The sequence below is a fragment of the Pseudomonas sp. NFPP28 genome (genome assembly GCF_900115535.1).
Lineage (GTDB): Bacteria > Pseudomonadota > Gammaproteobacteria > Pseudomonadales > Pseudomonadaceae > Aquipseudomonas > Aquipseudomonas extremorientalis.
Genome location: NZ_FOWT01000011.1, coordinates 105,779 through 128,086, shown reverse-complemented (window position 1 = coordinate 128,086; position 22,308 = coordinate 105,779). Strand labels below are relative to the sequence as shown.

The window sequence follows — 22,308 nt, the reverse complement described above, 5'->3', positions numbered from 1 at the left end:
GTTATCCGCATGCGCCGCGTCGTTATCACTGGTCTGGGCATTGTTTCTTGCCTGGGCAATGACAAAGAGACCGTCACCGCTAACCTGCGTGCAAGTCGCCCTGGCATCCGCTTCAACCCGGAATATGCCGAAATGGGTCTGCGTAGCCAGGTTTCCGGCTCCATCGACCTGCCCCTCGAAGAACTGATCGATCGCAAGATCTATCGCTTCGTCGGCCACGCTGCCGCCTACGCCTACCTGGCGATGAAAGACGCGATCGCCGACTCCGGCCTGAGCGACGACCAGGTATCGAACGTACGCACCGGCCTGATCGCCGGCTCCGGCGGCGCATCGACCCTCAACCAGATGGAAGCGCTGGACATCCTGCGCGAAAAAGGCGTGAAGCGCGTTGGCCCGTACCGTGTCACACGGACCATGGGCAGCACCGTTTCGGCCTGTCTGGCCACGCCGTTCCAGATCAAGGGCGTGAACTACTCGATCTCCTCCGCGTGCGCCACCAGCGCTCACTGCATCGGGACTGCCGTTGAGCAGATCCAGCTGGGCAAGCAGGACATCGTGTTCGCCGGCGGCGGTGAAGAAGAACATTGGAGCCAGTCGTTCCTGTTCGACGCCATGGGTGCACTGTCCACCCAGTACAACGAAACCCCGGAAAAGGCCTCCCGCGCCTACGACGCCAAGCGTGACGGTTTCGTCATTGCCGGCGGTGGCGGCATGGTGGTGGTCGAGGAGCTGGAACACGCCCTGGCCCGTGGCGCCAAGATCTACGCGGAAATCGTCGGCTACGGCGCGACCTCCGACGGTTACGACATGGTTGCCCCAAGCGGTGAAGGCGCCATCCGTTGCATGCGGATGGCCATGTCCACCGTGGACACCCCAATCGACTACCTGAACACCCACGGCACCTCGACTCCGGTCGGCGATGCCAAGGAAATGGAAGGCGTGCGTGCGGTATTCGGCGACAAGGCCCCGGCCATCAGCTCTACCAAGAGCCTGTCCGGTCACTCCCTGGGCGCCGCCGGCGTTCACGAAGCGATCTACTGCCTGCTGATGATGGAAGGCAACTTCATGGCCGGCTCAGCCAACATCGACGAGATTGATCCGGTCGTGGCGGATATGCCAATCCTGACCAAGACTGTCGAGAATGCAAAAATCGACACCGTGATGAGCAACAGCTTCGGCTTCGGTGGCACCAACGCCACCCTGGTGCTGAAACGCTGGCAGGGTCAGTAAGACCTGTAGCTTGACCGCATGAAAAAGCCCCGACTGGTTCGGGGCTTTTTGCTTTCAGAGCTATAGGTTTCAAGCTATAGCCGCAAGAGAAGAGCACTCGAACCACTTGCAGCTTGTCGCTCAAGGCTTGCAACTGCCTGTGCCCTATACCGACGCAAGAGCAAAACGCGATATCAATCAGCGGCGCCATCGCGAGTCGACTCAGGCAGGATCGCCAGGAAGTTATCGCGGGCCACTTTGCGGGCGACCCCTTCGGAGAGTGCATCGAGGAACGGGTCGAAGCTGCGCATTTGCTTACCCAACTTGTTGAAGCGCCCTACGACGTCCGAGCCGAGCATAAAGCGCTCGGGAAAGCGCTCCACCAGTTTTACCCACTCGGGGCGAGGCTGGCCTGCATCATCCAGCAAGTAGGGCGTGAGCACGCTCCAGGACAGATCGATGTAAAGGTTGGGGTACGCCTCCAGCATGCGGCTCAAGGTGGGCAGCAAAAAGTCCATCTGTACCTGGTGACGATGGATCTCCTTGCTGGTGCCCGCATGGGCCCAGATAAAACGGGTGTGCGGATGGTTGCGCAGGGGTTCTTCGACCTCAGCCAGGTACAGCGGGTTGCGCTCGCGCTTGGAGGTGATGTTGGAGTGCAGCATCACCGGCAAGTCATTTTCCGCCGCCAGGTGATAGATGCGGGTCATGGCTTCGTTATTGGCCCGTGGTGTGTCACCAGCAGTGATGGCCGTGAGGTCGTCATGTCGGGTAAAAACCTCGCCGATGCCCTGCCACAGTCCTGGATTGAGATCGAGCATACGTTGGATATGGGCGGCCGAGTTCTTGTCGTTGGGGTTGAAGCCGGACAGGAACGGATGAAAGTGCTGGCGCTGCCCAGGGGTCAGCTTGTTGACCGCTGCGGCCACGATCACATCGGTGGCGCTGTACCAATAGGCATCCGCGTCGTCGCCAGCGTAGTAGCGCGGTCGCTTGGGTTCGTCCTCGTGCCATTTCTTCGCAACGGGAATACCAGAAATCATCACGTGATCGATGCGATTGTCGGCCATCGCCTTGAGCAGCTTGTCCATGCCCGCCGTTTCCTGGAAGAAGTCCACGTAATGCAGGTGCGCATCGCTGTAGGCATAGTCGCGGGCCTGCGCGGCCAGGCTGCCGGCGGCGAACAACAGGGCAAGGGTCAGGCGAGTCCAGGGCACGGTAACACCTCGATAGGGGCTGATACGGGTAGACCTTGAACGCCTTGCCGGGGTTCATCCGGCAAAAACAAGGAACACCGAAGTGCCAGCATGCTCTATAACTGCATGACCTTCATCCTGCCACCCTGTGAGGTTTGCCATGCCTGTTACCGTAAACACCCTGAACCAGGACAACTTTCGCCATAGCCTCAATATCGACAACCACGAGTTGTTCACCGACCTGCCCAAAAGCCTGGGCGGTGACGATTCGGCGCCCTCCCCCCATGACTACTTCGACGCCGCCCTGGCCTCATGCAAAGCCCTGACCGTGAAGCTCTACGCCCAGAAAAAAGACATCCCGCTCACCGGCGTGACCGTGGAAGTCAGCCACGACGCCACCGAAGAACAAAAGGGCAAATACAGACTCAACGTCAAGCTCACGCTCAAGGGCGTACTCACTGACGAACAACGCGATGAGCTGCATCGCGTAGCGGATCGCTGCCCGGTGCACAAGCTGATGACTACCGCCGAGATCAGCATCGACACCAAGCTGTCGGAAGGCGCCTTCAGCCAATAGCGGCAACCTCCCGTCGAGCGGGTTATGCTCAGCAGCATCCAACCCGCTCAGACTGGGACGCACCATGACCACCCTCACCGTGATCCGCCCTCGCCCCGAAGATGTCGAAGGGCAACCGATCCTGCGCCCGTTGCCGTCGCGCGAATGCCGCAGCGTCGGGCCTTTTGTGTTTTTCGACCACATGCTGCTGACCCGCTATGCACCGGGCGATGGCATGAATATCCGCCAACACCCGCATATCGGGCTGTCCACCCTCACCTATCTGTTCGAAGGCGCGTTGCAGCACAAGGACAGCCTGGGCTCGGACCAGGTGGTGCAGGCCGGCGACGTCAGCTGGATGACCGCCGGCAGTGCCATCGCTCATGTCGAACGCACACCCGAAGCCCTCAGGGCCGAGGGTTTCAGCCTGCACGGGCTGCAAGTGTGGCTGGCCTCGCCCAAAGACCACGAGACCGGGCCGGGACATTACAGCCATCACCCGGCGGCGAGTCTGCCGGTGAGTGAGAACCTGGGCGTGCAGATACGCCTGATCGCAGGGGATGGGTTCTGTCTCAAGTCACCGGTGCCGGTGCTGTCGCCCACCCTGTATGCCGAGGTGCGGATGCAGACGGCTACGACCCTGCTGGTGCCTGAAGAGCATGAAGAACGTGCGGTGTATGTATTGGAGGGTGAAGCTCAGTTGGACAGCGTGGCGCTGGAAGTGCACAGCCTGGTGGTATTGCCGACCGGGCAGGAGATGACGTTGTTTGCGGACAGTGATTGCCACTTGGTGGTGTTTGGTGGCGCGCCGCTGGATGGGCCACGGCGGATCAATTGGAATTTTGTCGCGAGTGATCCGGCGGTGATTGAACAGGCCAGGCAGCGCTGGGCAGCCGGGGATTGGCCGACGGTGCCGGGTGAGTCTGAAAGAATTGAGTTGCCATTGAGATAGCCATCGGGGGCAAGCCCCCTCCCACATTTGATCAGTGATTGCATCCAAGTGTGGGAGGGGGCTTGCCCCCGATTAGGCCCGGACAGGCGCTGAAAAATCAGCCCTTGAACACTTCATCCAGCAAGTTATGCATCGACTGGAACGCCCGCTTGGCGGTCTTGGCGTCGTACATCATCTTGCCCGGCACATTGGCATGGGGGTCGGTGAAGGAATGCACCGCGCCGCCATAGCTCAGCAGTTGCCAATCCACGCCGGCTGCGTTCATTTCATCTTCGAACGCCGGCAGTTGTTCCTTCGGCACCAGCGGGTCGCAAGCGCCGTGCAGCACCAGCACTGAGCCCTTGATGTTCTTTGCGTACGCCGGGTTTGGCGTGTCGAGGGTGCCGTGGAACGAGATGGCCGCCTTGACCGGCGCACCGGTACGCGCCAGCTCCAGGGAGCAGCAACCACCGAAGCAGAAACCAAAGGTCGCCAGTTTCGACGTATCGACAGCGGCCTCGGTCTGTCCCTGCAACTGCTCGAAGGCCGCCTGCATACGCTTGTTCAACAACGCACGGTCGTTCTTCAGCGGCATCATCGCTGCGCCGGCTTCATCGCCATTCGACGGGCGTACGGTCTGCCCGTACAGGTCGGCAATCAGCACCACGTAGCCCTTGCCGGCCACGCTTTTGGCGATCTCTTCGGCACCCGCACTCACCCCCATCCAATTCGGAGCCATCAACAGCCCCGGCAGCGGGCCTTTATGATTGGCGTCGAACGCAAGGCGGCTTTCGTAGGACTGGCCATCAATCTGATAGACCACGGAACGTACAGTGACTTGGCTCATCATTTACTCCAGTTGAGGTGCGTTAGAACGAAAAAACCCGCCGAAGCGGGTTTTTCTACATCAGGGTCAAACCGACAGTTCAACCAACAGCTTGTTCAGGCGGCGCACATAGGCAGCCGGGTCTTTCAAGCTGTCGCCAGCGGCCAGGGCCGCCTGGTCGAACAGGATGTGCGACAGGTCGCCAAAACGCTCTTCGCTCTGCTCGCCATCGAGTTTCTCGATCAGCGGATGAGCCGGGTTGAATTCGAAGATCGGCTTGGAATCCGGCACCTTCTGCCCGCTGGCTTCGAGGATCTGGCGCATCTGCATGCCCAGGTCCTGCTCGCCGATGGCCAGGATCGCCGGGGAATCGGTCAGGCGGTGCGAGACACGCACTTCGCTGACGGCATCGCCCAAGGATGCCTTGATGCGCCCGACCAGGCCCTCTTTGGACTTGGCGACTTCTTCGGCTTTTTTCTTCTCTTCCTCGGAGTCCAGGTTACCCAGGTCCAGGTCACCACGGGCCACGTCGACAAAGGCCTTGCCGTCGAACTCGTTGAGGTAGCTCATCAGCCACTCATCGATACGGTCGATCAGCAGCAGCACTTCGATGCCTTTCTTGCGGAAGACTTCCAGGTGCGGGCTGTTCTTGACCTGGGCGTAGGTTTCGCCAGTGAGGTAGTAGATCTTGTCCTGACCTTCCTTGGCGCGCGCCAGGTACTCGGCCAGGGACACAACCTGCTCGCCGTCGTCGCCCTGGGTGGAAGCAAAACGCAGCAGGCCGGCGATTTTTTCCTTGTTGGCAAAGTCTTCCGCCGGGCCTTCTTTCATGACCTGGCCGAAGTTTTTCCAGAAGCCCTTGTATTGCTCAGGCTCGTTCTTCGCCAGTTTTTCCAGCATGTCGAGCACGCGCTTGGTCAGCGCCGACTTCATCGAGTCGATGATCGGGTCTTTCTGCAGGATTTCCCGCGACACGTTCAGCGACAGGTCGTTGGAATCGACCACACCCTTGATGAAGCGCAGGTACAGCGGCAGGAACGATTCCGCCTGGTCCATCACGAACACACGCTGCACGTAGAGTTTCAGGCCTCTTGGCGCTTCACGCTGGTACAGGTCGAACGGAGCACGGGCCGGCACGTACAGCAGCGAGCTGTATTCCAGATTGCCTTCGACCTTGTTGTGGCTCCAGCTCAGCGGGTTTTCGTAGTCGTGACCGATGTGCTTGTAGAACTCCTGGTATTCCTCGTCCTTGATCTCGGTACGCGGACGGGTCCACAGCGCGCTGGCACGGTTGACCACTTCCCATTCCTGGGCAGGGACCTCTTCGCCTTCAGCAGCCGCTTGTTCTTTCGGCAATTCGATCGGCAGGGCGATATGGTCGGAGTACTTCTTGACGATATTGCGCAGGCGCCAGCCATCGGCGAATTCGTCTTCACCGGATTTCAGGTGCAACACGATACGGGTGCCACGGTCAGCCTTGTCGACGGTGGCGATTTCGAACTCGCCCTCGCCTTTGGAGGACCAGTGTACGCCTTCGCTGGCGTCGAGGCCGGCACGGCGGCTGAATACTTCAACCTTGTCGGCAACGATGAAGGCCGAGTAGAAGCCCACGCCGAATTGGCCGATCAGGTGCGAATCTTTCTTCTGGTCGCCCGAGAGGTTCTTCATGAAATCGGCGGTGCCAGATTTGGCGATGGTGCCCAGGTGGGCGACCGCATCGTCACGGCTCATGCCGATACCGTTGTCTTCGATCGTGACGGTCTTGGCGTCCTTGTCGAAGCTCACACGGATCTTCAGTTCGGCGCCACCTTCCAGCAACTCAGGCTTGGACAGGGCTTCGAAACGTAATTTGTCGACAGCGTCAGAGGCGTTCGAGATCAATTCGCGAAGGAAGATTTCCTTGTTGGAATACAGCGAATGGATCATGAGGTGCAGCAGTTGCTTCACCTCGGTCTGGAAGCCCAGGGTTTCCTTTTGAGTTTCCACACTCATGGTCATCAAACTCCAATTGGATGGCAATGGCCGCGCCCTAGAGGGTTGGCGGCGGGTTGTCATCAAAGTTGGGGGCTAAGAGCAGGATTTCAAGGGCGACCTGGTTCCTCGATCTTGAAATGCGCGCGAGCCGTGGCAATGGGCTCGGCCGCGGTGCTCTGCCAGGCGGTGATCGCCACATTCGCCACCCGTCGGCCCTGGCGCCATACCTGGCATTTGGCGTAAGTGTCGCGAAATTGCCCGGCGCGCAGGTAATCCAGGGAAAAATCGATGATTTTCGGAATGCCCGGCGCGCCCGTGAACACCAGCAGGTGCAGCGCCGCCGACAGTTCCATGAAACCCGCGATCACCCCGCCGTGCAGCGCCGGCAATATGGGGTTACCAATATTGTCCTTGTTGGCCGGCAGGCGAAACAGCAGCTCATCCCCCAGCCGGGTGCATTCGATGCCAATCAGCCTGGCGTAGGGGATCAGGTTGAGCAGCGCTGCGTAATCGCCGCGCCCGTGGGCCTGCTCCAGGCGGGTCTTGAATCGGTGCGTCATGCCTGCTCCCCCTTGATCGTGCTGCCCAGTCCTTGCGTGCCCTTGAGGCGCTTGCCCATGCGCATGAATGTACCAACCACATGGGCGATGGGTTGCTGCGGGTCATCCTGGTAGGCGAAGCCACGGGTGAAGATCACGTCGGTGGTCACCCTGTAGCATTGGGCGAAGCCGTACACCGGTTTGTGTGGGGTAGCGGGATGCATGTAGTCGACGCGCAGGTCGAGGGTCGGACAAACCTCGAATTCCGGCAATACGCACAGGGTGGCCATGCCGCAGGCGGTGTCCATCAGGGAAGTGAGCGCACCGCCGTGGATCACCCCCGATTGGGGATCACCGACCAGATGGGGCGCATAAGGCATGATCAGCGTGATGCCCTCCTCGCTGGCCTGATGAGCGGTAATGCCCAGCACCTGACAGTGGCGCAAGGCCGATACAAAGCGCTTCGCACGCTCTAACAGGGGATTTTCGCTCATTCGTTCCAGACTCTTATTAGTGTTGATCCGCAGAATGGCCGCCAGGACAAAAGTTCCTGTTAGTCAGCGATTTATATATCTACCAAATAAAAGGAACTAATGCCGAAGCGCCATGCTCGAAAGGCCAGTAGATATCTTCAATAAGGAGAAACACCCATGCGCAAGACTTTAGCTATTTCCATGATGCTGGCCGCTGCCCTCGGTCTGGCTGCCTGCGACAAGAAATCCGAAGACAAAGCCCAAGACGCTGCAGCCCATTCTGAGCAAGCTCAGAAAGATATGGCCAAGGCTCAGGATAAAGTGAACGACGCTGCGAAAGAAAACGCCGAAGCTGCCAAAGCTCAGGCTGAATCGAACCAGGCCGCCGCAAAAGAAGCAGCACCTGCTACCGGTTCTTGAGACCGCGGCGTGTAACAGCTTCGCTGCAAAAAGAAAGCCCGCTTAGATAGCGGGCTTTACTTTGCCTGGTGTTTTTACTTGAAGGGTTGATCAAACTGCTTCTTTAACCGGTTCCGACGGCGGTGTATCCGTCTGGGTAAACACCATCACTTGCAGCACGTCGGAATGAAACTCCCGCCGATACAGCACCAACACCACCCCGGCGCTCATCAACATGAATAGCCAGGGGCTGACAAACCACGCCAGCATGGTCATGCCGAAGTAATAAGAGCGCAGGCCAAAGTTGAACTGGTTGGCTGCCATGGAGATGACTCGCGCCGCACGCAGAGCAAATGCCTTGCGCTCCTGCTCCGACACCTCCCGCTCGCCGATCATCGGCGCCGAGCCGACCAGTACCGCCGCGAAGTTGTACTGACGCATGCACCAACTGAACGTAAAGAACGCATAGACGAACACCAGCGCCAGGCACAGCAGCTTGATCTGCGACATGCCTTGGGACGCTTGTTGCACCATCGGTATGTCCGCCAGCAACGACACCGCCCGCTCTGAAGCACCCAACACCGTGAGAATGCCGGCGAGGATGATCAACGTGCTGGAGGCGAAGAACGAAGCATTGCGCTCCAGGTTGCCGATCACACTGGCGTCGGCGATGCGGTTGTCGCGCAGCAGCATGCGGCGCATCCAGTCTTCGCGGTACAGGTGCAGCACGCTGGCGAGGCAGGCCGTGTCGCGGGCCTTCCAAATGGCGTATCGGGTATAGCCACCCCAGCAAAGGGCGAACCATAGGGCGGCAAGCAGGTGGATCTGATTGGTTTCGATGAACGACATGCGGGTCCTTTGCAGAATGAGGGCTGAAAAGCATTTGCGTCAGTTCGACGTTAGCGCACATAAAAAGACACTGCCGTTCACCCATAAAAAATGCCCCGTATCGATTGATACGGGGCATTTCAGTACAGCGAGAAATGTGGGTTATGCGATAGCTTCGCTGCGCTTGCCGAGCATGCGATCGACCCCGAACGCCACGACCAGTGTCATCACTGACGGCACCAGCCACGCCAGGCCCTGCTCGCTCAATGGCAGGTTGGCCAATTGCGAAGGCATCCAGCCCGCCAGGCCAGCGCCCTTGAGCGCATCGATGCAGCCAAAGATGAACGACACCAGCATTACCGGGCCAACGATACGGCCCTGCTCCTGCCAGAAGTCTTTGCAGAAACTCAGCGCCACCAGCACGATGCACGGCGGATAGATCGCGGTCAGCACCGGGATCGAGAAGGCAATCAGCTTGGTCAGGCCCAGGTTCGAGACGAACAACGAGAACAGCGCCAGGATCACCACCAGGGTCTTGTAGGACAGCGGCAGGATCTTGCTGAAATACTCGGCGCAGGCACAGGTCAGGCCTACCGCGGTCACCAGGCACGCCAGGGAGATCAGCACGGCCAGGAAGCCACTGCCCAGGGAGCCGAAGGTGTGTTGCACATAGGCGTGCAGCACCGCAGCACCGTTAGTGGCACCGGCAGCCACTGCATGGCTGCCCGAACCCAGGCGGAACAGGCTGAAGTACACCAGGGCCAGGCCCACGCCGGCAATCAAGCCCGCAATGATGGCGTAACGGGTGATCAGCTTGGGCGACTCGACGCCACGGGAGCGGATGGCATTGACGATCACGATGCCAAACACCAGGGCACCCAGGGTATCCATGGTCAGGTAACCCTGGATAAAGCCTTGGGAAAACGGTGCGGCGACATATTCCGGGGTAGCGACGCCCACATCACCGGCCGGCAAGGCAAACGCGGCGATGCCGAGAATGGCCAGGGCGATGATCTTCAGCGGCGCCAGGAAACGCCCCACGGTGTCCAGCAGCCGACCGGGGTACAGGGAGACAAAGAACACCACGAGGAAGTACACCGAGCTATAGAGGAACAGCGCCAGCGGGCTTTCACCGGTCAGCGGCGCCAGGCCCACTTCGAAGGACACGGTCGCGGTACGCGGGGTGGCGAACAGCGGCCCTACCGCCAGATACGCCGCCGCCGCGAGCAGGCCACCGGCGATCTTGCCGATCGGGCTGCTCAACGCGTCCATGCCACCACCGACCTTGGCCAGGGCGATCACGGTGACCACCGGCAAGCCGACTGCGGTGATCAGGAAGCCCAGCGCTGCCATCCAGACGTGAGGCCCCGACTGCAGTCCAACGATAGGCGGGAAGATGATGTTGCCGGCGCCCACGAACAGGGCAAAGGTCATAAAGCCCAACGCCAGGATGTCCTGGCTTTTCAACACTTTCATTTCGGGAAATACCACACTACTGAATCGGAATTTAGAGAGGGATTCCCTGTGGATGAGGGAAATACTGCCGGCCCTTATGGGAGCCGACCGGTCTAGCGCGAGGCTTCCTTTTGGGAGGCGCACGCATAAAGAGGCGGCTAGGTTACAGAAATTGGCTGACGAACGCACTGTTGCGGGGCGTACTGTCCGATAAGCGACATCTGCATGTCGCATTTTCATACCTAATTTGGCAATACAGGCAAATGTGGGAGGGGGCAAGCCCCCTCCCACATTTTGATCTTTATTAAACCCCGGAAAGCACAAAGGCCACCCGAAGGTGACCTTTGTGTGGTGAAGCGTCAGCCAAGCACGAGGCTTACTTGACAGCCCAACCGGTCAGCTCGGCCAGGGCCTTGCCGATGTCTGCCAGCGAACGCACGGTTTTTACACCGGCGTCTTGCAGCGCAGCGAATTTCTCGTCTGCAGTGCCTTTGCCGCCAGAGATGATTGCGCCAGCATGGCCCATGCGCTTGCCCGCAGGGGCAGTCACACCAGCGATGTAGGAAACAACCGGCTTGGTCACGTGTGCCTTGATGTAGGCAGCCGCTTCTTCTTCAGCCGAACCGCCGATCTCACCGATCATCACGATCGCTTCGGTCTTCGGGTCTTCCTGGAACAGCTTCAGGATGTCGATGAAGTTGGAGCCCGGGATCGGGTCACCGCCGATGCCGACGCAAGTCGACTGACCGAAACCGGCGTCAGTGGTCTGCTTCACAGCTTCGTAGGTCAGAGTGCCGGAACGGGAAACGATACCGACCTTGCCTGGCAAGTGAATGTGACCTGGCATGATGCCGATCTTGCATTCGCCTGGAGTGATCACGCCTGGGCAGTTAGGGCCGATCAGGACTACGCCCAGCTCGTCGCACTTAACTTTAGCGTCCAGCATGTCCAGGGTAGGAATGCCTTCGGTGATGCAGACGATCAGCTTGATGCCGCCGAATGCCGCTTCCAGGATGGAGTCCTTGCAGAAAGGTGCTGGAACGTAGATCACGCTGGCGGTGGCGCCAGTGGCAGCTACAGCGTCTTTCACGGTGTTGAACACTGGCAGGCCCAGGTGCTCGGTGCCGCCTTTGCCCGGAGTTACGCCGCCAACCATCTTGGTGCCGTATTCGATGGCTTGCTGGGTGTGGAAACTACCTTGCGAACCGGTAATACCCTGGCAGATAACTTTGGTGTCTTTATTGATCAGGACGCTCATTATTTGCCCTCCGCAGCTTTGACAACTTGTTGAGCAGCGTCGGTCAGGCTGGTAGCCGCGATGATGTTCAAACCGCTTTCTGCCAGTACTTTAGCGCCCAGTTCAGCGTTGTTACCTTCAAGGCGAACAACAACCGGGATTTTAACGCCGACTTCTTTCACTGCACCGATGATGCCTTCGGCAATCATGTCGCAACGAACGATGCCGCCGAAGATGTTGACCAGTACTGCTGCGACGTTGGAGTCGGACAGGATGATCTTGAAGGCTTCGGTCACGCGTTCTTTGGTAGCACCACCGCCCACGTCGAGGAAGTTGGCTGGTTTGCCGCCATGCAGGTTGACGATGTCCATGGTACCCATGGCCAGGCCGGCACCGTTGACCATGCAGCCGATGTTGCCTTCCAGGGCTACGTAGTTCAGTTCAAACTTGGCAGCGTGCGCTTCGCGCGGATCGTCTTGCGACGGATCGTGGAAAGTCTTCAGCTTAGGCTGACGGTACATGGCGTTGGCGTCGATGTTGATCTTGGCGTCCAGGCAGTGCAGATCGCCGTCAGCCTTGATCACCAGCGGGTTCACTTCCAGCAGGGCCAGATCGTGATCCTGGAACAGTTTGGCCAGACCAACGAAGATCTTGGCGAACTGGGCAACTTGCTTGCCTTCCAGGCCCAGCTGGAAAGCCAGCTCGCGACCCTGGAATGGCTGAGCGCCAACCAGTGGGTCGATGGTGGCTTTCAGAATTTTTTCTGGGGTTTCGTGAGCGATCTTCTCGATGTCCACGCCACCTTCGGTGGAAGCCATGAACACGATGCGACGGCTCGAACGGTCAACGACAGCGCCCAGGTACAGCTCTTTAGCGATATCAGTGCACGATTCAACCAGGATCTTGGTGACTGGCTGGCCATTGGCATCAGTCTGGTAAGTCACCAGACGCTTGCCCAGCCACTGCTGTGCGAAGGCCTTGGCGTCTTCTTTGCTGCGAACCAGCTTAACGCCGCCCGCTTTACCGCGACCACCGGCGTGGACCTGGGCTTTGACAACCCACTCGCTGCCGCCGATTTTGTCGCAAGCTTCTGCTGCTGCTTCCGGGGTGTCTACTGCGTAGCCCTTGGAAACTGGCAGGCCGTATTCAGCGAACAGCTGCTTACCCTGATACTCGTGAAGATTCATGCTTTTTACCGTCTTCGTTAGGTACTGCGCATTCGGCGCTGCGCTCATTATGAGTGCCGCGCCACCTGTGACTGCTGCTTGCGCAACTTGCGGGGCTCAAGGCCCGTAAAGCTGCGCAAGGCTGCGTCCAGCGGATATTCCGCGGTGAGTCTTGCGCGCAAGGCTCACGACGGGCAACTCCGCCGTGGTTTCTTATTATCTCGCTTAGCGCTTCTTGCGGTTGGCGATGTGGATGGCGCCGCCATTCACTGCCAACGCTGCTTCGTGCAACGCTTCGGACAGGGTCGGATGGGAGAAGACCATCATGCCCAGGTCCTCGGCACTGGTGCCGAATTCCATACCGATCGCGCCTTGCTGAACCAGTTCTGCAGCGCTCGGGCCAATCACGTGGACGCCCAATACGCGGTCAGTCTTGGCATCAGCGATGACTTTGACAAAACCACCGGTGTCGTTGGCTGCCATGGCACGGCCAGAAGCGGCAAACGGGAAGGTGCCGACGTTAACTTCAACGCCTTCAGCTTTCAACTGCTGTTCGTTCTTGCCGACCCATGCAATTTCCGGGTGGGTGTAGATAACCGATGGGATCAGGTCGTAGTTCATCTGGGTTTTGTGACCCTTGATGCGCTCGACAACCATGATGCCTTCTTCGGAAGCCTTGTGCGCCAGCATCATGCCGCGAACCACGTCGCCGATGGCGTAGACGCCCGGCACGGTGGTCGCGCAGTGATCGTCAACGTGGATGAAACCACGCTCGTCGATGTTCACGCCACTGTCGGCAGCCAGCAGGTCGGTGGTCACTGGACGGCGACCCACGGCTACGATCAGCTTGTCGAAAGTGATGGTTTTTTCGCCATCCTTGTCGGTGTAGTTGACGACAACTTCTTCGCCGTTGACTTTCGAGCCGGTGACGCGAGCGCCCAGCTTGATGTCCAGACCTTGTTTGGTCAGGGTTTTCAGCGCTTCCTTGGAAACGGCGGTGTCGGCAGCCAGCAGGAACGTGTCCAGGGCTTCCAGCACGGTCACTTCAGCACCGAGGCGGGACCACACCGAACCCAGCTCCAGGCCGATCACGCCGGCGCCGATCACGCCCAGGCGCTTAGGCACAGCCTGGAATTCCAGGGCGCCGGTCGAATCAACGATCACGTTGTTGTCGACTGGAGCAGGCGGAATGTCGATTGGACGCGAACCTGGAGCCAGGATCACGTTCTCGGCTTCGATGATTTCGGTCGAGCCGTCTGGCTTGGTGATTTCAACTTTCTTGCCAGCCAGCAGCTTGCCGTGGCCTTGCAGGGAAGTGACGCCGTTGGCCTTGAACAAGGTGGCAACGCCGGAAGTCAGGCCCTTGACGATGTTGGCTTTACGGCTGACCATCGCTGGCACGTCCATGGTCACGCCAGCATGGTTGATGCCGTGGATCGCGAAGCCATCCTGGGCTTCGTGGAATTTCCAGGAGCTGTCCAGCAGCGCCTTGGAAGGAATGCAACCGACGTTCAGGCAAGTACCGCCCAGCGCCAGCTTGCCTTCCTTGTCGGTGTATTTTTCGATGCAAGCAGTCGAGAGGCCCAGTTGTGCAGCCTTGATCGCGGCAACGTAGCCGCCAGGACCTGCACCAATCACTACGACGTCAAATTTCTGTGTCATGAAAATAGATCCTCTATTTGCGACAAGCTTTTAGCCGCAAGCTGCAAGCCAAGCTGCTTTTTCTTACAGCTTGTAGCTCGCAACTTGCAGCTGCTTCAATCAGATATCCAGCAACAGACGAGCCGGGTCTTCCAGCAGGTTCTTGATGGTCACCAGGAAAGTCACGGCTTCTTTACCGTCGATCAGGCGGTGATCGTACGACAGCGCCAGGTACATCATCGGGCGGATCACGACCTGGCCGTTGATGGCCATCGGACGCTGGATGATGTTGTGCATGCCCAGGATCGCGGCTTGCGGCGGGTTGACGATCGGGGTCGACATCATCGAACCGAAGGTACCACCGTTGGTGATGGTGAAGGTACCGCCGGTCATCTCGTCGATGGTCAGCTTGCCGTCACGGGCTTTCTTGCCGAAGGTGGCGATGCCGCCTTCGATTTCAGCCAGGCTCATCAGTTCGGCGTTACGCAGTACCGGAACCACCAGGCCACGGTCGCTGGACACGGCAACGCCGATGTCTGCATAGCCATGGTAAACGATGTCGTTGCCGTCGATGGAAGCGTTGACTGCCGGGAAGCGTTTCAGCGCTTCGGTGGCCGCTTTCACGAAGAACGACATGAAGCCCAGGCGCACGCCGTTGTGGGACTTCTCGAACAGATCCTTGTACTTCGAGCGCAGCGCCATGACTTCGGTCATGTCGACTTCGTTGAAGGTGGTCAGCATCGCCATGTTCGACTGGGCTTCAACCAGACGCTTGGCCACGGTGGCACGTACGCGGGTCATCGGTACGCGCTTCTCGGTGCGGTCGCCGGCAGCGAACACAGGCGCAGCGGCAGCCGGGGCAGCCGCCTTGGCAGGTGCGGCAGCCGGAGCGTTTTTCTTGGCTTCAACAGCCGCAACCACGTCTTCCTTGGTCACACGGCCGTCTTTGCCGGTGCCTTTGACGGAAGCCAGGTTGATGCCGTTCTCTTCAGCCAGCTGACGGGCAGCCGGTGCAGCGATCGGGTCTTCAGCGCCAGCAGCCGGAGCGGCAGCAGGAGCAGCAGCGGCGGCGGCCGGTGCAGCAGCAGGCGCAGCGGCAGCAGCACTGCCCTCTTCGATCGAGCCCAGCACCTGGTTCGACAGAACGGTAGCGCCTTCTTCGGCAACGATTGCGCCCAGCACGCCGTCAGCTTCGGCCAACACTTCCAGCACGACTTTGTCGGTCTCGATGTCGACGATCAGGTCGTCACGCTTTACAGCGTCGCCTGGTTTCTTGTGCCAGGTGGCAACGGTGCCATCGGCAACCGATTCCGGGAATGACGGGGCTTTGATTTCGATAGCCATTATCTGTGGGTCCTTAAAATTCGGTTTCAGTCAGCGCGAAGGCGTTAAACAGTGAAAGCATCTTGCAGCAGTTTTTCCTGCTGCTCGGCGTGCATCGACGCATAACCACACGCAGGTGCAGCGGAAGCATCACGGCCGGCATATTCCAGGCCCAGGGCCTTGTTGTGGTTGCCGATGCTGCGACGCAGGTGATGCTGGCTGCTGTACCACGCGCCCTGGTTCATCGGTTCTTCCTGGCACCACACTACGTTAGTGAGGTTGGTGTAAGGCGCGATGGCCTCCATCAGGTCGTCTTCCGGGAACGGGTAAAGCTGCTCGATACGCACGATGGCGATGTCTTCGCGGCCTTCGGCACGACGTTTTTCCAGCAGGTCGTAGTAGACCTTGCCGCTGCACAGGACCAGGCGAGTCACCTTGGCCGCATCCAGCGCGTCGATTTCTGGAATAACGGTCTGGAACGAACCATCCGCCAGATCTTCCAGGGTCGAGATGGCCAGTTTATGACGCAGCAGCGACTTCGGTGTCAGTACTACCAGCGGCTTGCGCAGCGGGCGGATCACCTGGCGCCGCAGCAAGTGGTAGATCTGGGCCGGGGTCGTCGGCACGCACACCTGGATGTTGTGCTCGGCGCACAGCTGCAGGTAACGCTCCAGACGGGCCGAGGAGTGCTCAGGACCCTGGCCTTCATAACCGTGTGGCAGCAGCATGGTCAGACCGCACAGGCGACCCCACTTGTGCTCGCCGCTGGTGATGAACTGGTCGATAACCACTTGGGCACCGTTGGCGAAGTCACCGAACTGGGCTTCCCAGATCACCAGCGCGTTCGGCGTGGTGGTCGAGTAACCGTATTCGAACGCCAGCACGGCTTCTTCGGACAGGAACGAGTCGTACAGGTCGAAACGTGGCTGGCCTTCGTACAGGTGCTTCAACGGAACGTAGGTACTGGCGTCTTTCTGGTTGTGCAGGACCGCGTGACGGTGCGAGAACGTACCACGGCCGATGTCCTGGCCGGTCATGCGGATCGGGTGACCTTCGAACGCCAGGGTCGCGTACGCCATGGTTTCGGCGTAACCCCAGTTGATCGGCAGGCCGCCGGCTTGCATCTTCTGACGGTCTTCGTAGATCTTCGCAACCTGGCGCTGCACCACGAAGCCTTCCGGGATTTCCAGCAGCTTGGCGGACAGTTCCTGCAAGGTCTTCAGGTCGAACGAGGTGTCGTGACGCGCCGTCCAGGCGTGGCCCAGGTATGGACGCCAGTCAACGAACAGCTCTTTGTTCGGCTCTTTGACCAGGCTCTTCACTACATGCAGGCCGTTGTCCAGCGCGTTGCGGTATTCGTCGACTTTCGCCTGAACACGCGCATCGTCAACCACACCGGCCTTGGTCAGGCTCTCGGCGTACAGTTCACGAGTGGTGCGCTGCTTGGTGATCTGCTGGTACATCAGCGGCTGGGTGCCGCTTGGTTCGTCGGCTTCGTTGTGACCGCGACGGCGGTAGCAAACCAGGTCGATCACCACGTCACGCTTGAACTGCATGCGGTAGTCGACAGCCAGTTGGGTCACGAACAGCACGGCTTCCGGATCATCCCCATTCACATGGAGGATCGGCGCCTGGATCATCTTGGCAACGTCGGTGGCGTACTCGGTGGAGCGCGCATCCAGCGGGTTGCTGATGGTAAAGCCAACCTGGTTGTTGATGACGATGTGAACGGTACCGCCGGTCTTGAAGCCGCGGGTCTGCGACATCTGGAAGGTTTCCAGGACCACGCCTTGACCGGCGAATGCCGCGTCACCGTGGATGGAAATCGGCAGGACCTTTTCACCCGTGGTGTCGTTGCGACGATCCTGGCGGGCACGCACCGACCCCTCAACCACTGGAGAAACGATTTCCAGGTGGGATGGGTTGAAGGCCATGGCCAGGTGAACTTCACCGCCGGTGGTCATCACGTTGGACGAGAACCCTTGGTGGTATTTAACGTCACCGGAGCCCAGCTCGACCTTCTTCTTGCCTTCGAACTCGTCGAACAGCTCACGCGGGTTCTTGCCGAAGGTGTTGACCAACACGTTCAGGCGACCACGGTGGGCCATGCCGATCACGATTTCCTTGGTGCCGTAGGAACCGGAACGCTGGATCAGCTCGTCGAGCATCGGGATCAGGCTTTCGCCGCCTTCGAGGCCGAAACGCTTGGTGCCCGGGTATTTGGTACCCAGGTATTTTTCCAGGCCTTCGGCAGCGGTGACGCGCTCGAGCAGGTGGCTGCGTACATCGGCGGACAGCACCGGACGGCCACGCACACCTTCCAGGCGATGCTGGAACCATTGGCGTTGCTCGGAATCGGTGATGTGCGTGAACTCAGCGCCGATGGTGCGGCAATATGTCTGCTGCAACGCTTCGTGAATTTCGCGTAGGCTCGCTTCCTCTTTGCCGATGAACAGGTCGCCGGCACGGAAGGTCGTATCAAGATCGGCATTGGTCAAGCCGTAATGATTGATCGACAGGTCTGCAGGTGCAGGACGCTGCCAGAGCCCCAGCGGGTCAAGCTGGGCCGCCTGGTGGCCGCGCATCCGGTAGGCCTGGATCAGTCGCAATACTTCAACTTGCTTCTTCTCGTGCTCACTGCTCACGCTGCCGGCGGAAACCGGTTGGGCGCGGCGCTGGTTCTTTGCCAGCAGCACAAACTGATCGCGAATTGTTGCGTGCGATACATCGGTGGCAGCGTTGCCGTCTGAAGACAACGTCTGAAATTTGGTGCGCCATTCTTCTGGCACAGCGTTAGGGTCGTGCAGGTAGAGCTCATAAAGCTCTTCCACATAGGCAGCGTTACCACCTGAAAGATAGCCGCTGTTCCACATGCGCTGCATCACGCTTTCTTGCATGCTTGGTCACCCTCGATTTGGGGACACCACCGGCGAAAACACCGAGTTTGCTTGCAAAAGGCCAAGTGCAGCGACCAAAACAAGCCACTTAGGATCACGCTGATAGTTCGGGTACCAACCCGAATGCCCCTGCTTGTCTCATTTCTTCAAAATAAGAGCCGCGGCTTTGTAAGTCGCTGCTCAAGTTAAAACTACGGCGCCGGTTGAAGCCTGCGCCGTAGCATTTACGGGCACAACGGTCCTGCTTTTACTACAACGTCAGTTACACGCCGCTCTGCAGCAGCATGTTACGGATGTGACCAATGGCCTTAGTCGGGTTCAGGCCTTTGGGACATACGTTGACGCAGTTCATGATCCCGCGGCAGCGGAATACGCTGAACGGGTCATCCAGCGAAGCCAGACGCTCGGACGTCTTGGTGTCACGGCTGTCTGCCAGGAAGCGGTACGCTTGCAGCAGGGCAGCTGGGCCCAGGAACTTGTCCGGGTTCCACCAGAAGGACGGGCACGACGTCGAGCAGCAAGCGCACAGGATGCACTCGTACAGACCGTCGAGCTTCTCGCGCTCTTCCGGGGACTGCAGACGCTCGATGGCCGGAGCCGGCGTGTCGTTCTGCAGGAACGGCTTAACTTTCTCGTATTGCTTGTAGAAGATGCTCATATCAACGACCAGGTCACGGATAACCGGCAAACCTGGCAGAGGACGAACGATCAGCTTGTTGCCTTTGACCACGGCGGACAGCGGCGTGATACACGCCAGGCCGTTTTTGCCGTTGATGTTCATGCCGTCGGAACCGCATACACCTTCACGGCAAGAGCGACGATAGGAGAAACCTTCGTCCTGCTCTTTGATCAGTGCCAGTACATCCAGCACCATCAGGTCTTTACCACCGGTATCGACCTGGAATTCCTGCATGAACGGCGCAGCGTCCTGATCAGGGTTGTAGCGATAAACACTGACTTTCAACATGGCAGCCACCCTTAGTAAGTCCGAATCTTCGGTTCAAACGTCGGAACCGTCTTCGGCGAGAAGTTCACGGCACGCTTGGTTACGCGCTTGTCACCCGGGAAGTACAGGGTGTGGCACAACCAGTTTTCGTCGTCGCGATCTTCAAAGTCTTCACGGGCGTGGGCACCACGGGATTCCTTGCGAACCTCGGCAGCGATGGCAGTCGCTTCGGCCACTTCCAGCAGGTTCTGCAGTTCAAGGGCTTCGATACGAGCAGTGTTGAACGCCTGGCTCTTATCGTTGATCTTGACGTTGGCGATGCGCTTGCGCAGATCGGCCAGCTGGGCAATACCCTTCTGCATGTATTCGCCGGTACGGAACACACCGAAGTAGTTCTGCATGCAGCTTTGCAGCTCGCGACGCAGGGTTGCCACGTCTTCGCCATCGGTACGCTCGTTCAGAGCGTTCAGGCGTGCCAGGGCAGCCTCGATGTTGGCGTCGGTCGCGTCATCGTATTCGATGCCGTCGGTCAGCGCTTTTTCCAGGTGCAGGCCGGCAGCACGGCCGAAGACCACCAGGTCGAGCAGCGAGTTGCCACCCAGGCGGTTGGCACCGTGAACCGATACGCACGCCACTTCGCCTACGGCGAACAGACCGTGGATGATCTCGTCCTCGCCTTCGGCATTCTGGGTGATCGCCTGGCCATGGATGTTGGTCGGCACGCCGCCCATCATATAGTGGCAAGTCGGGACAACCGGAACCGGAGCAACCACCGGGTCAACGTGAGCAAAGGTCTTGGACAGCTCGCAGATACCTGGCAGGCGGCTGTGCAGTACTTCTTCGCCCAGGTGATCGAGTTTCAGCAGTACGTGGTCGCCATTCGGGCCACAGCCGTTGCCGGCGATGATCTCTTTAACCATCGAACGGGCCACAACGTCACGACCAGCAAGGTCTTTCGCGTTCGGCGCATAACGCTCCATGAAACGCTCGCCGTGCTTGTTGATCAGGTAGCCACCTTCACCACGGCAACCTTCGGTCACCAGTACGCCGGCGCCGGCGATACCGGTCGGGTGGAACTGCCACATTTCGATGTCTTGTACCGGCACGCCCGCACGCAGTGCCATGCCGACGCCGTCACCGGTGTTGATCAGGGCATTGGTGGTGGACGCGTAGATACGACCTGCACCGCCGGTCGCCAGCACGGTAGCCTTGGCGCGGATGTAGGTGGTTTCACCGGTTTCGATGCAGATCGCGATCACACCGACGAACTCGCCTTGTGCGTTCTTGACCAGATCAACGGCGTAGTACTCGTTCAGGAACGTGGTACCGGCTTTCAGGTTGCCCTGGTAAAGGGTGTGCAGCAGCGCGTGACCGGTACGGTCGGACGCGGCGCAGGTACGGGCAGCCTGCCCGCCTTTGCCGTAATCCTTCGACTGGCCGCCGAACGGACGCTGATAGATACGGCCTTGCTCGGTACGGGAGAACGGCAGACCCATGTGGTCCAGCTCGAACACTGCAGCCGGGCCTTCCTGACACATGTATTCGATCGCGTCCTGGTCACCGATGTAGTCGGAACCCTTGACGGTATCGTACATGTGCCAGCGCCAGTCATCGTTCGGGTCGGCGGAGGCGATGGCGCAGGTGATGCCACCCTGGGCCGATACAGTGTGGGAACGGGTCGGGAACACCTTGGTGATCACGGCAGTCTTGTGACCGCCCTGGGCCAGCTGCAGCGCAGCGCGCATGCCAGCGCCGCCGCCACCAATAATGATGGCGTCGAATGAAATAGTTGGAATGTTAGCCATGAATCAGATACCCCAAAGAATCTGCACACCCCAGACGAAGTAAGCGAACATCGCGACGCCGCAGACTGCCTGGAAGAGGAAACGTACTGCAGTCGCGGACTTGCCCAGCGCCATCGGCGTCAGGTAGTCGGTCGCGATGGTCCACATGCCTACCCAGGCGTGTGCGCCCAGGGCAACAAGGGCCAGCAGACTGAAGATTCGCATCGCATTGTGGGAAAACAGGCCGTGCCATTGCTCATAGCCAATGCCCGGATTTGCGACGAGGTATCCGATCAGGAAAATGAAATAAGCCGCGAGAACGACCGCAGACACACGCTGTGCCATCCAGTCATAGAGGCCCGAACGCGACAGATTCGTAACGCTGGTTACCATATCCAAACTCCTGCCAGAACGATCAGCACCACGGAAATGGCGATGATGATTTTCGAGCCCAGGCGGCCGCCTTCCAGCGTCTCACCGATGCCCATGTCCATGATCAAGTGGCGCACACCGGCTACCAGGTGATACAGCAGAGCGGACAGGAGGCCCCATGCTACGAACTTGGCCAGCGGGCTGGTCAAGCATGCCTTCACCTCGGCGTATCCTTCCTCGGAACCCAGGGATTTGCTCAATGCATAAAGCATGATGCCCAAGCCCAGGAACAGGATGATGCCGGAAACACGGTGCAGGAACGACGTAACGCCGGTGATGGGGAGTTTGATGGTCCTTAGGTCTAGGTTTACAGGTCGTTGGCTATTCACGGCTTTTTTTCACACTGAAGAGCCCCTAACAATCAGGGCAAAGTTGTTGGGGAGTGCGACTGGTCAGGTAAGCACCACCCAGGGAGTGCGACCCCCAATGAAAGCAAGCCCAAAAGCCCTTGGCGGTCGGTGGCCGAGTATAGACAGTTAGGTTACTAATGACAACG

General features: G+C 59.2%; 20 protein-coding genes. 4 read left to right on the top strand and 16 right to left on the bottom strand.

The genetic code is table 11. The features are described 5' to 3' along the window. Positions 1 to 9: 9 nt before the first annotated feature. Entirely contained in the window at positions 10 to 1,230 is a 1,221-nt protein-coding gene (gene fabB / locus BM110_RS26360; RefSeq protein ID WP_093514427.1) for a beta-ketoacyl-ACP synthase I, read from the top strand. A gap of 173 nt (positions 1,231 to 1,403) precedes the next feature. On the opposite strand, the gene BM110_RS26355 is transcribed toward fabB, so the two are convergent. Next, positions 1,404 to 2,426, bottom strand: a complete 1,023-nt coding sequence (locus BM110_RS26355) for an amidohydrolase family protein (RefSeq protein ID WP_071489574.1) — start codon at positions 2,424 to 2,426, stop codon at positions 1,404 to 1,406. Between the two features lie 139 nt (positions 2,427 to 2,565). On the opposite strand from BM110_RS26355, the gene BM110_RS26350 reads away from it, so the two are divergent. Together BM110_RS26350 and BM110_RS26345 are read left to right on the top strand one after the other, a co-directional pair. Next, positions 2,566 to 2,982: an OsmC family protein gene (locus BM110_RS26350; protein ID WP_092247858.1), complete on the top strand. Its 417-nt coding sequence runs from the start codon at positions 2,566 to 2,568 to the stop codon at positions 2,980 to 2,982. Between the two features lie 64 nt (positions 2,983 to 3,046). Beyond that, positions 3,047 to 3,913 (top strand): pirin family protein, encoded by an 867-nt coding sequence (locus BM110_RS26345; protein ID WP_093123133.1) that lies wholly within the window; start codon positions 3,047 to 3,049, stop codon positions 3,911 to 3,913. Between the two features lie 97 nt (positions 3,914 to 4,010). Here BM110_RS26345 and BM110_RS26340 read toward each other — a convergent pair whose 3' ends face one another. The 4 genes from BM110_RS26340 to BM110_RS26325 form a co-directional block, all read right to left on the bottom strand. Continuing rightward, complete coding sequence (locus tag BM110_RS26340) at positions 4,011 to 4,739, bottom strand: dienelactone hydrolase family protein (protein ID WP_093514426.1); 729 nt, start codon at positions 4,737 to 4,739, stop codon at positions 4,011 to 4,013. Between the two features lie 66 nt (positions 4,740 to 4,805). Then, positions 4,806 to 6,710: a molecular chaperone HtpG gene (gene htpG / locus BM110_RS26335; RefSeq protein ID WP_093514467.1), complete on the bottom strand. Its 1,905-nt coding sequence runs from the start codon at positions 6,708 to 6,710 to the stop codon at positions 4,806 to 4,808. A gap of 89 nt (positions 6,711 to 6,799) precedes the next feature. Further along, a complete protein-coding gene (locus tag BM110_RS26330) occupies positions 6,800 to 7,252 on the bottom strand; it encodes a PaaI family thioesterase (RefSeq protein ID WP_071489578.1) in 453 nt (150 codons plus the stop codon). After that, positions 7,249 to 7,725, bottom strand: coding sequence for a PaaI family thioesterase (locus tag BM110_RS26325; protein WP_071489579.1), 477 nt, complete (start codon positions 7,723 to 7,725; stop codon positions 7,249 to 7,251). Before BM110_RS26325 ends, BM110_RS26330 begins: the two co-directional genes overlap by 4 nt. A gap of 156 nt (positions 7,726 to 7,881) precedes the next feature. Here BM110_RS26325 and BM110_RS26320 point away from each other — a divergent pair, with 156 nt between their 5' ends. Further along, positions 7,882 to 8,124 (top strand): hypothetical protein, encoded by a 243-nt coding sequence (locus tag BM110_RS26320; protein ID WP_058427885.1) that lies wholly within the window; start codon positions 7,882 to 7,884, stop codon positions 8,122 to 8,124. Positions 8,125 to 8,214: 90 nt separating this feature from the next. Here the strand turns inward: BM110_RS26320 and BM110_RS26315 are convergent, their stop codons facing one another. The 11 genes from BM110_RS26315 to sdhC all read right to left on the bottom strand — a co-directional run bounded on the left by BM110_RS26315 (position 8,215) and on the right by sdhC (position 22,141). Further along, positions 8,215 to 8,952, bottom strand: coding sequence for a DUF599 domain-containing protein (locus BM110_RS26315; RefSeq protein ID WP_092247844.1), 738 nt, complete (start codon positions 8,950 to 8,952; stop codon positions 8,215 to 8,217). A gap of 141 nt (positions 8,953 to 9,093) precedes the next feature. Then, the gene (gene brnQ / locus BM110_RS26310) at positions 9,094 to 10,407 is read right to left on the bottom strand and encodes a branched-chain amino acid transport system II carrier protein (protein WP_092247841.1); all 1,314 of its coding nucleotides are present in this window, start codon (positions 10,405 to 10,407) and stop codon (positions 9,094 to 9,096) included. Between the two features lie 355 nt (positions 10,408 to 10,762). Next, complete coding sequence (gene sucD, locus BM110_RS26305) at positions 10,763 to 11,644, bottom strand: succinate--CoA ligase subunit alpha (protein ID WP_003172813.1); 882 nt, start codon at positions 11,642 to 11,644, stop codon at positions 10,763 to 10,765. Beyond that, on the bottom strand, positions 11,644 to 12,810 hold the full coding sequence (gene sucC / locus BM110_RS26300; RefSeq protein ID WP_003190011.1) for an ADP-forming succinate--CoA ligase subunit beta: 1,167 nt from the start codon (positions 12,808 to 12,810) through the stop codon (positions 11,644 to 11,646). Before sucC ends, sucD begins: the two co-directional genes overlap by 1 nt. A 204-nt stretch (positions 12,811 to 13,014) precedes the next feature. Next, on the bottom strand, positions 13,015 to 14,451 hold the full coding sequence (gene lpdA / locus BM110_RS26295; protein ID WP_092247838.1) for a dihydrolipoyl dehydrogenase: 1,437 nt from the start codon (positions 14,449 to 14,451) through the stop codon (positions 13,015 to 13,017). A 99-nt stretch (positions 14,452 to 14,550) separates the two neighbouring features. Then, complete coding sequence (gene odhB / locus BM110_RS26290) at positions 14,551 to 15,774, bottom strand: 2-oxoglutarate dehydrogenase complex dihydrolipoyllysine-residue succinyltransferase (RefSeq protein WP_093123151.1); 1,224 nt, start codon at positions 15,772 to 15,774, stop codon at positions 14,551 to 14,553. A gap of 44 nt (positions 15,775 to 15,818) precedes the next feature. Continuing rightward, positions 15,819 to 18,650, bottom strand: a complete 2,832-nt coding sequence (locus tag BM110_RS26285) for a 2-oxoglutarate dehydrogenase E1 component (RefSeq protein WP_092247832.1) — start codon at positions 18,648 to 18,650, stop codon at positions 15,819 to 15,821. 262 nt (positions 18,651 to 18,912) lie between these two features. Next, entirely contained in the window at positions 18,913 to 19,617 is a 705-nt protein-coding gene (locus BM110_RS26280) for a succinate dehydrogenase iron-sulfur subunit (RefSeq protein ID WP_003172807.1), read from the bottom strand. Between the two features lie 11 nt (positions 19,618 to 19,628). After that, positions 19,629 to 21,401, bottom strand: a complete 1,773-nt coding sequence (gene sdhA, locus BM110_RS26275) for a succinate dehydrogenase flavoprotein subunit (protein WP_010211741.1) — start codon at positions 21,399 to 21,401, stop codon at positions 19,629 to 19,631. A gap of 3 nt (positions 21,402 to 21,404) precedes the next feature. Further along, on the bottom strand, positions 21,405 to 21,773 hold the full coding sequence (sdhD, locus tag BM110_RS26270) for a succinate dehydrogenase, hydrophobic membrane anchor protein (protein ID WP_003172805.1): 369 nt from the start codon (positions 21,771 to 21,773) through the stop codon (positions 21,405 to 21,407). Further along, positions 21,767 to 22,141, bottom strand: coding sequence for a succinate dehydrogenase, cytochrome b556 subunit (gene sdhC, locus BM110_RS26265; protein WP_003172804.1), 375 nt, complete (start codon positions 22,139 to 22,141; stop codon positions 21,767 to 21,769). The genes sdhD and sdhC overlap by 7 nt, the downstream gene beginning before the upstream one ends. Positions 22,142 to 22,308 lie beyond the last annotated feature (167 nt).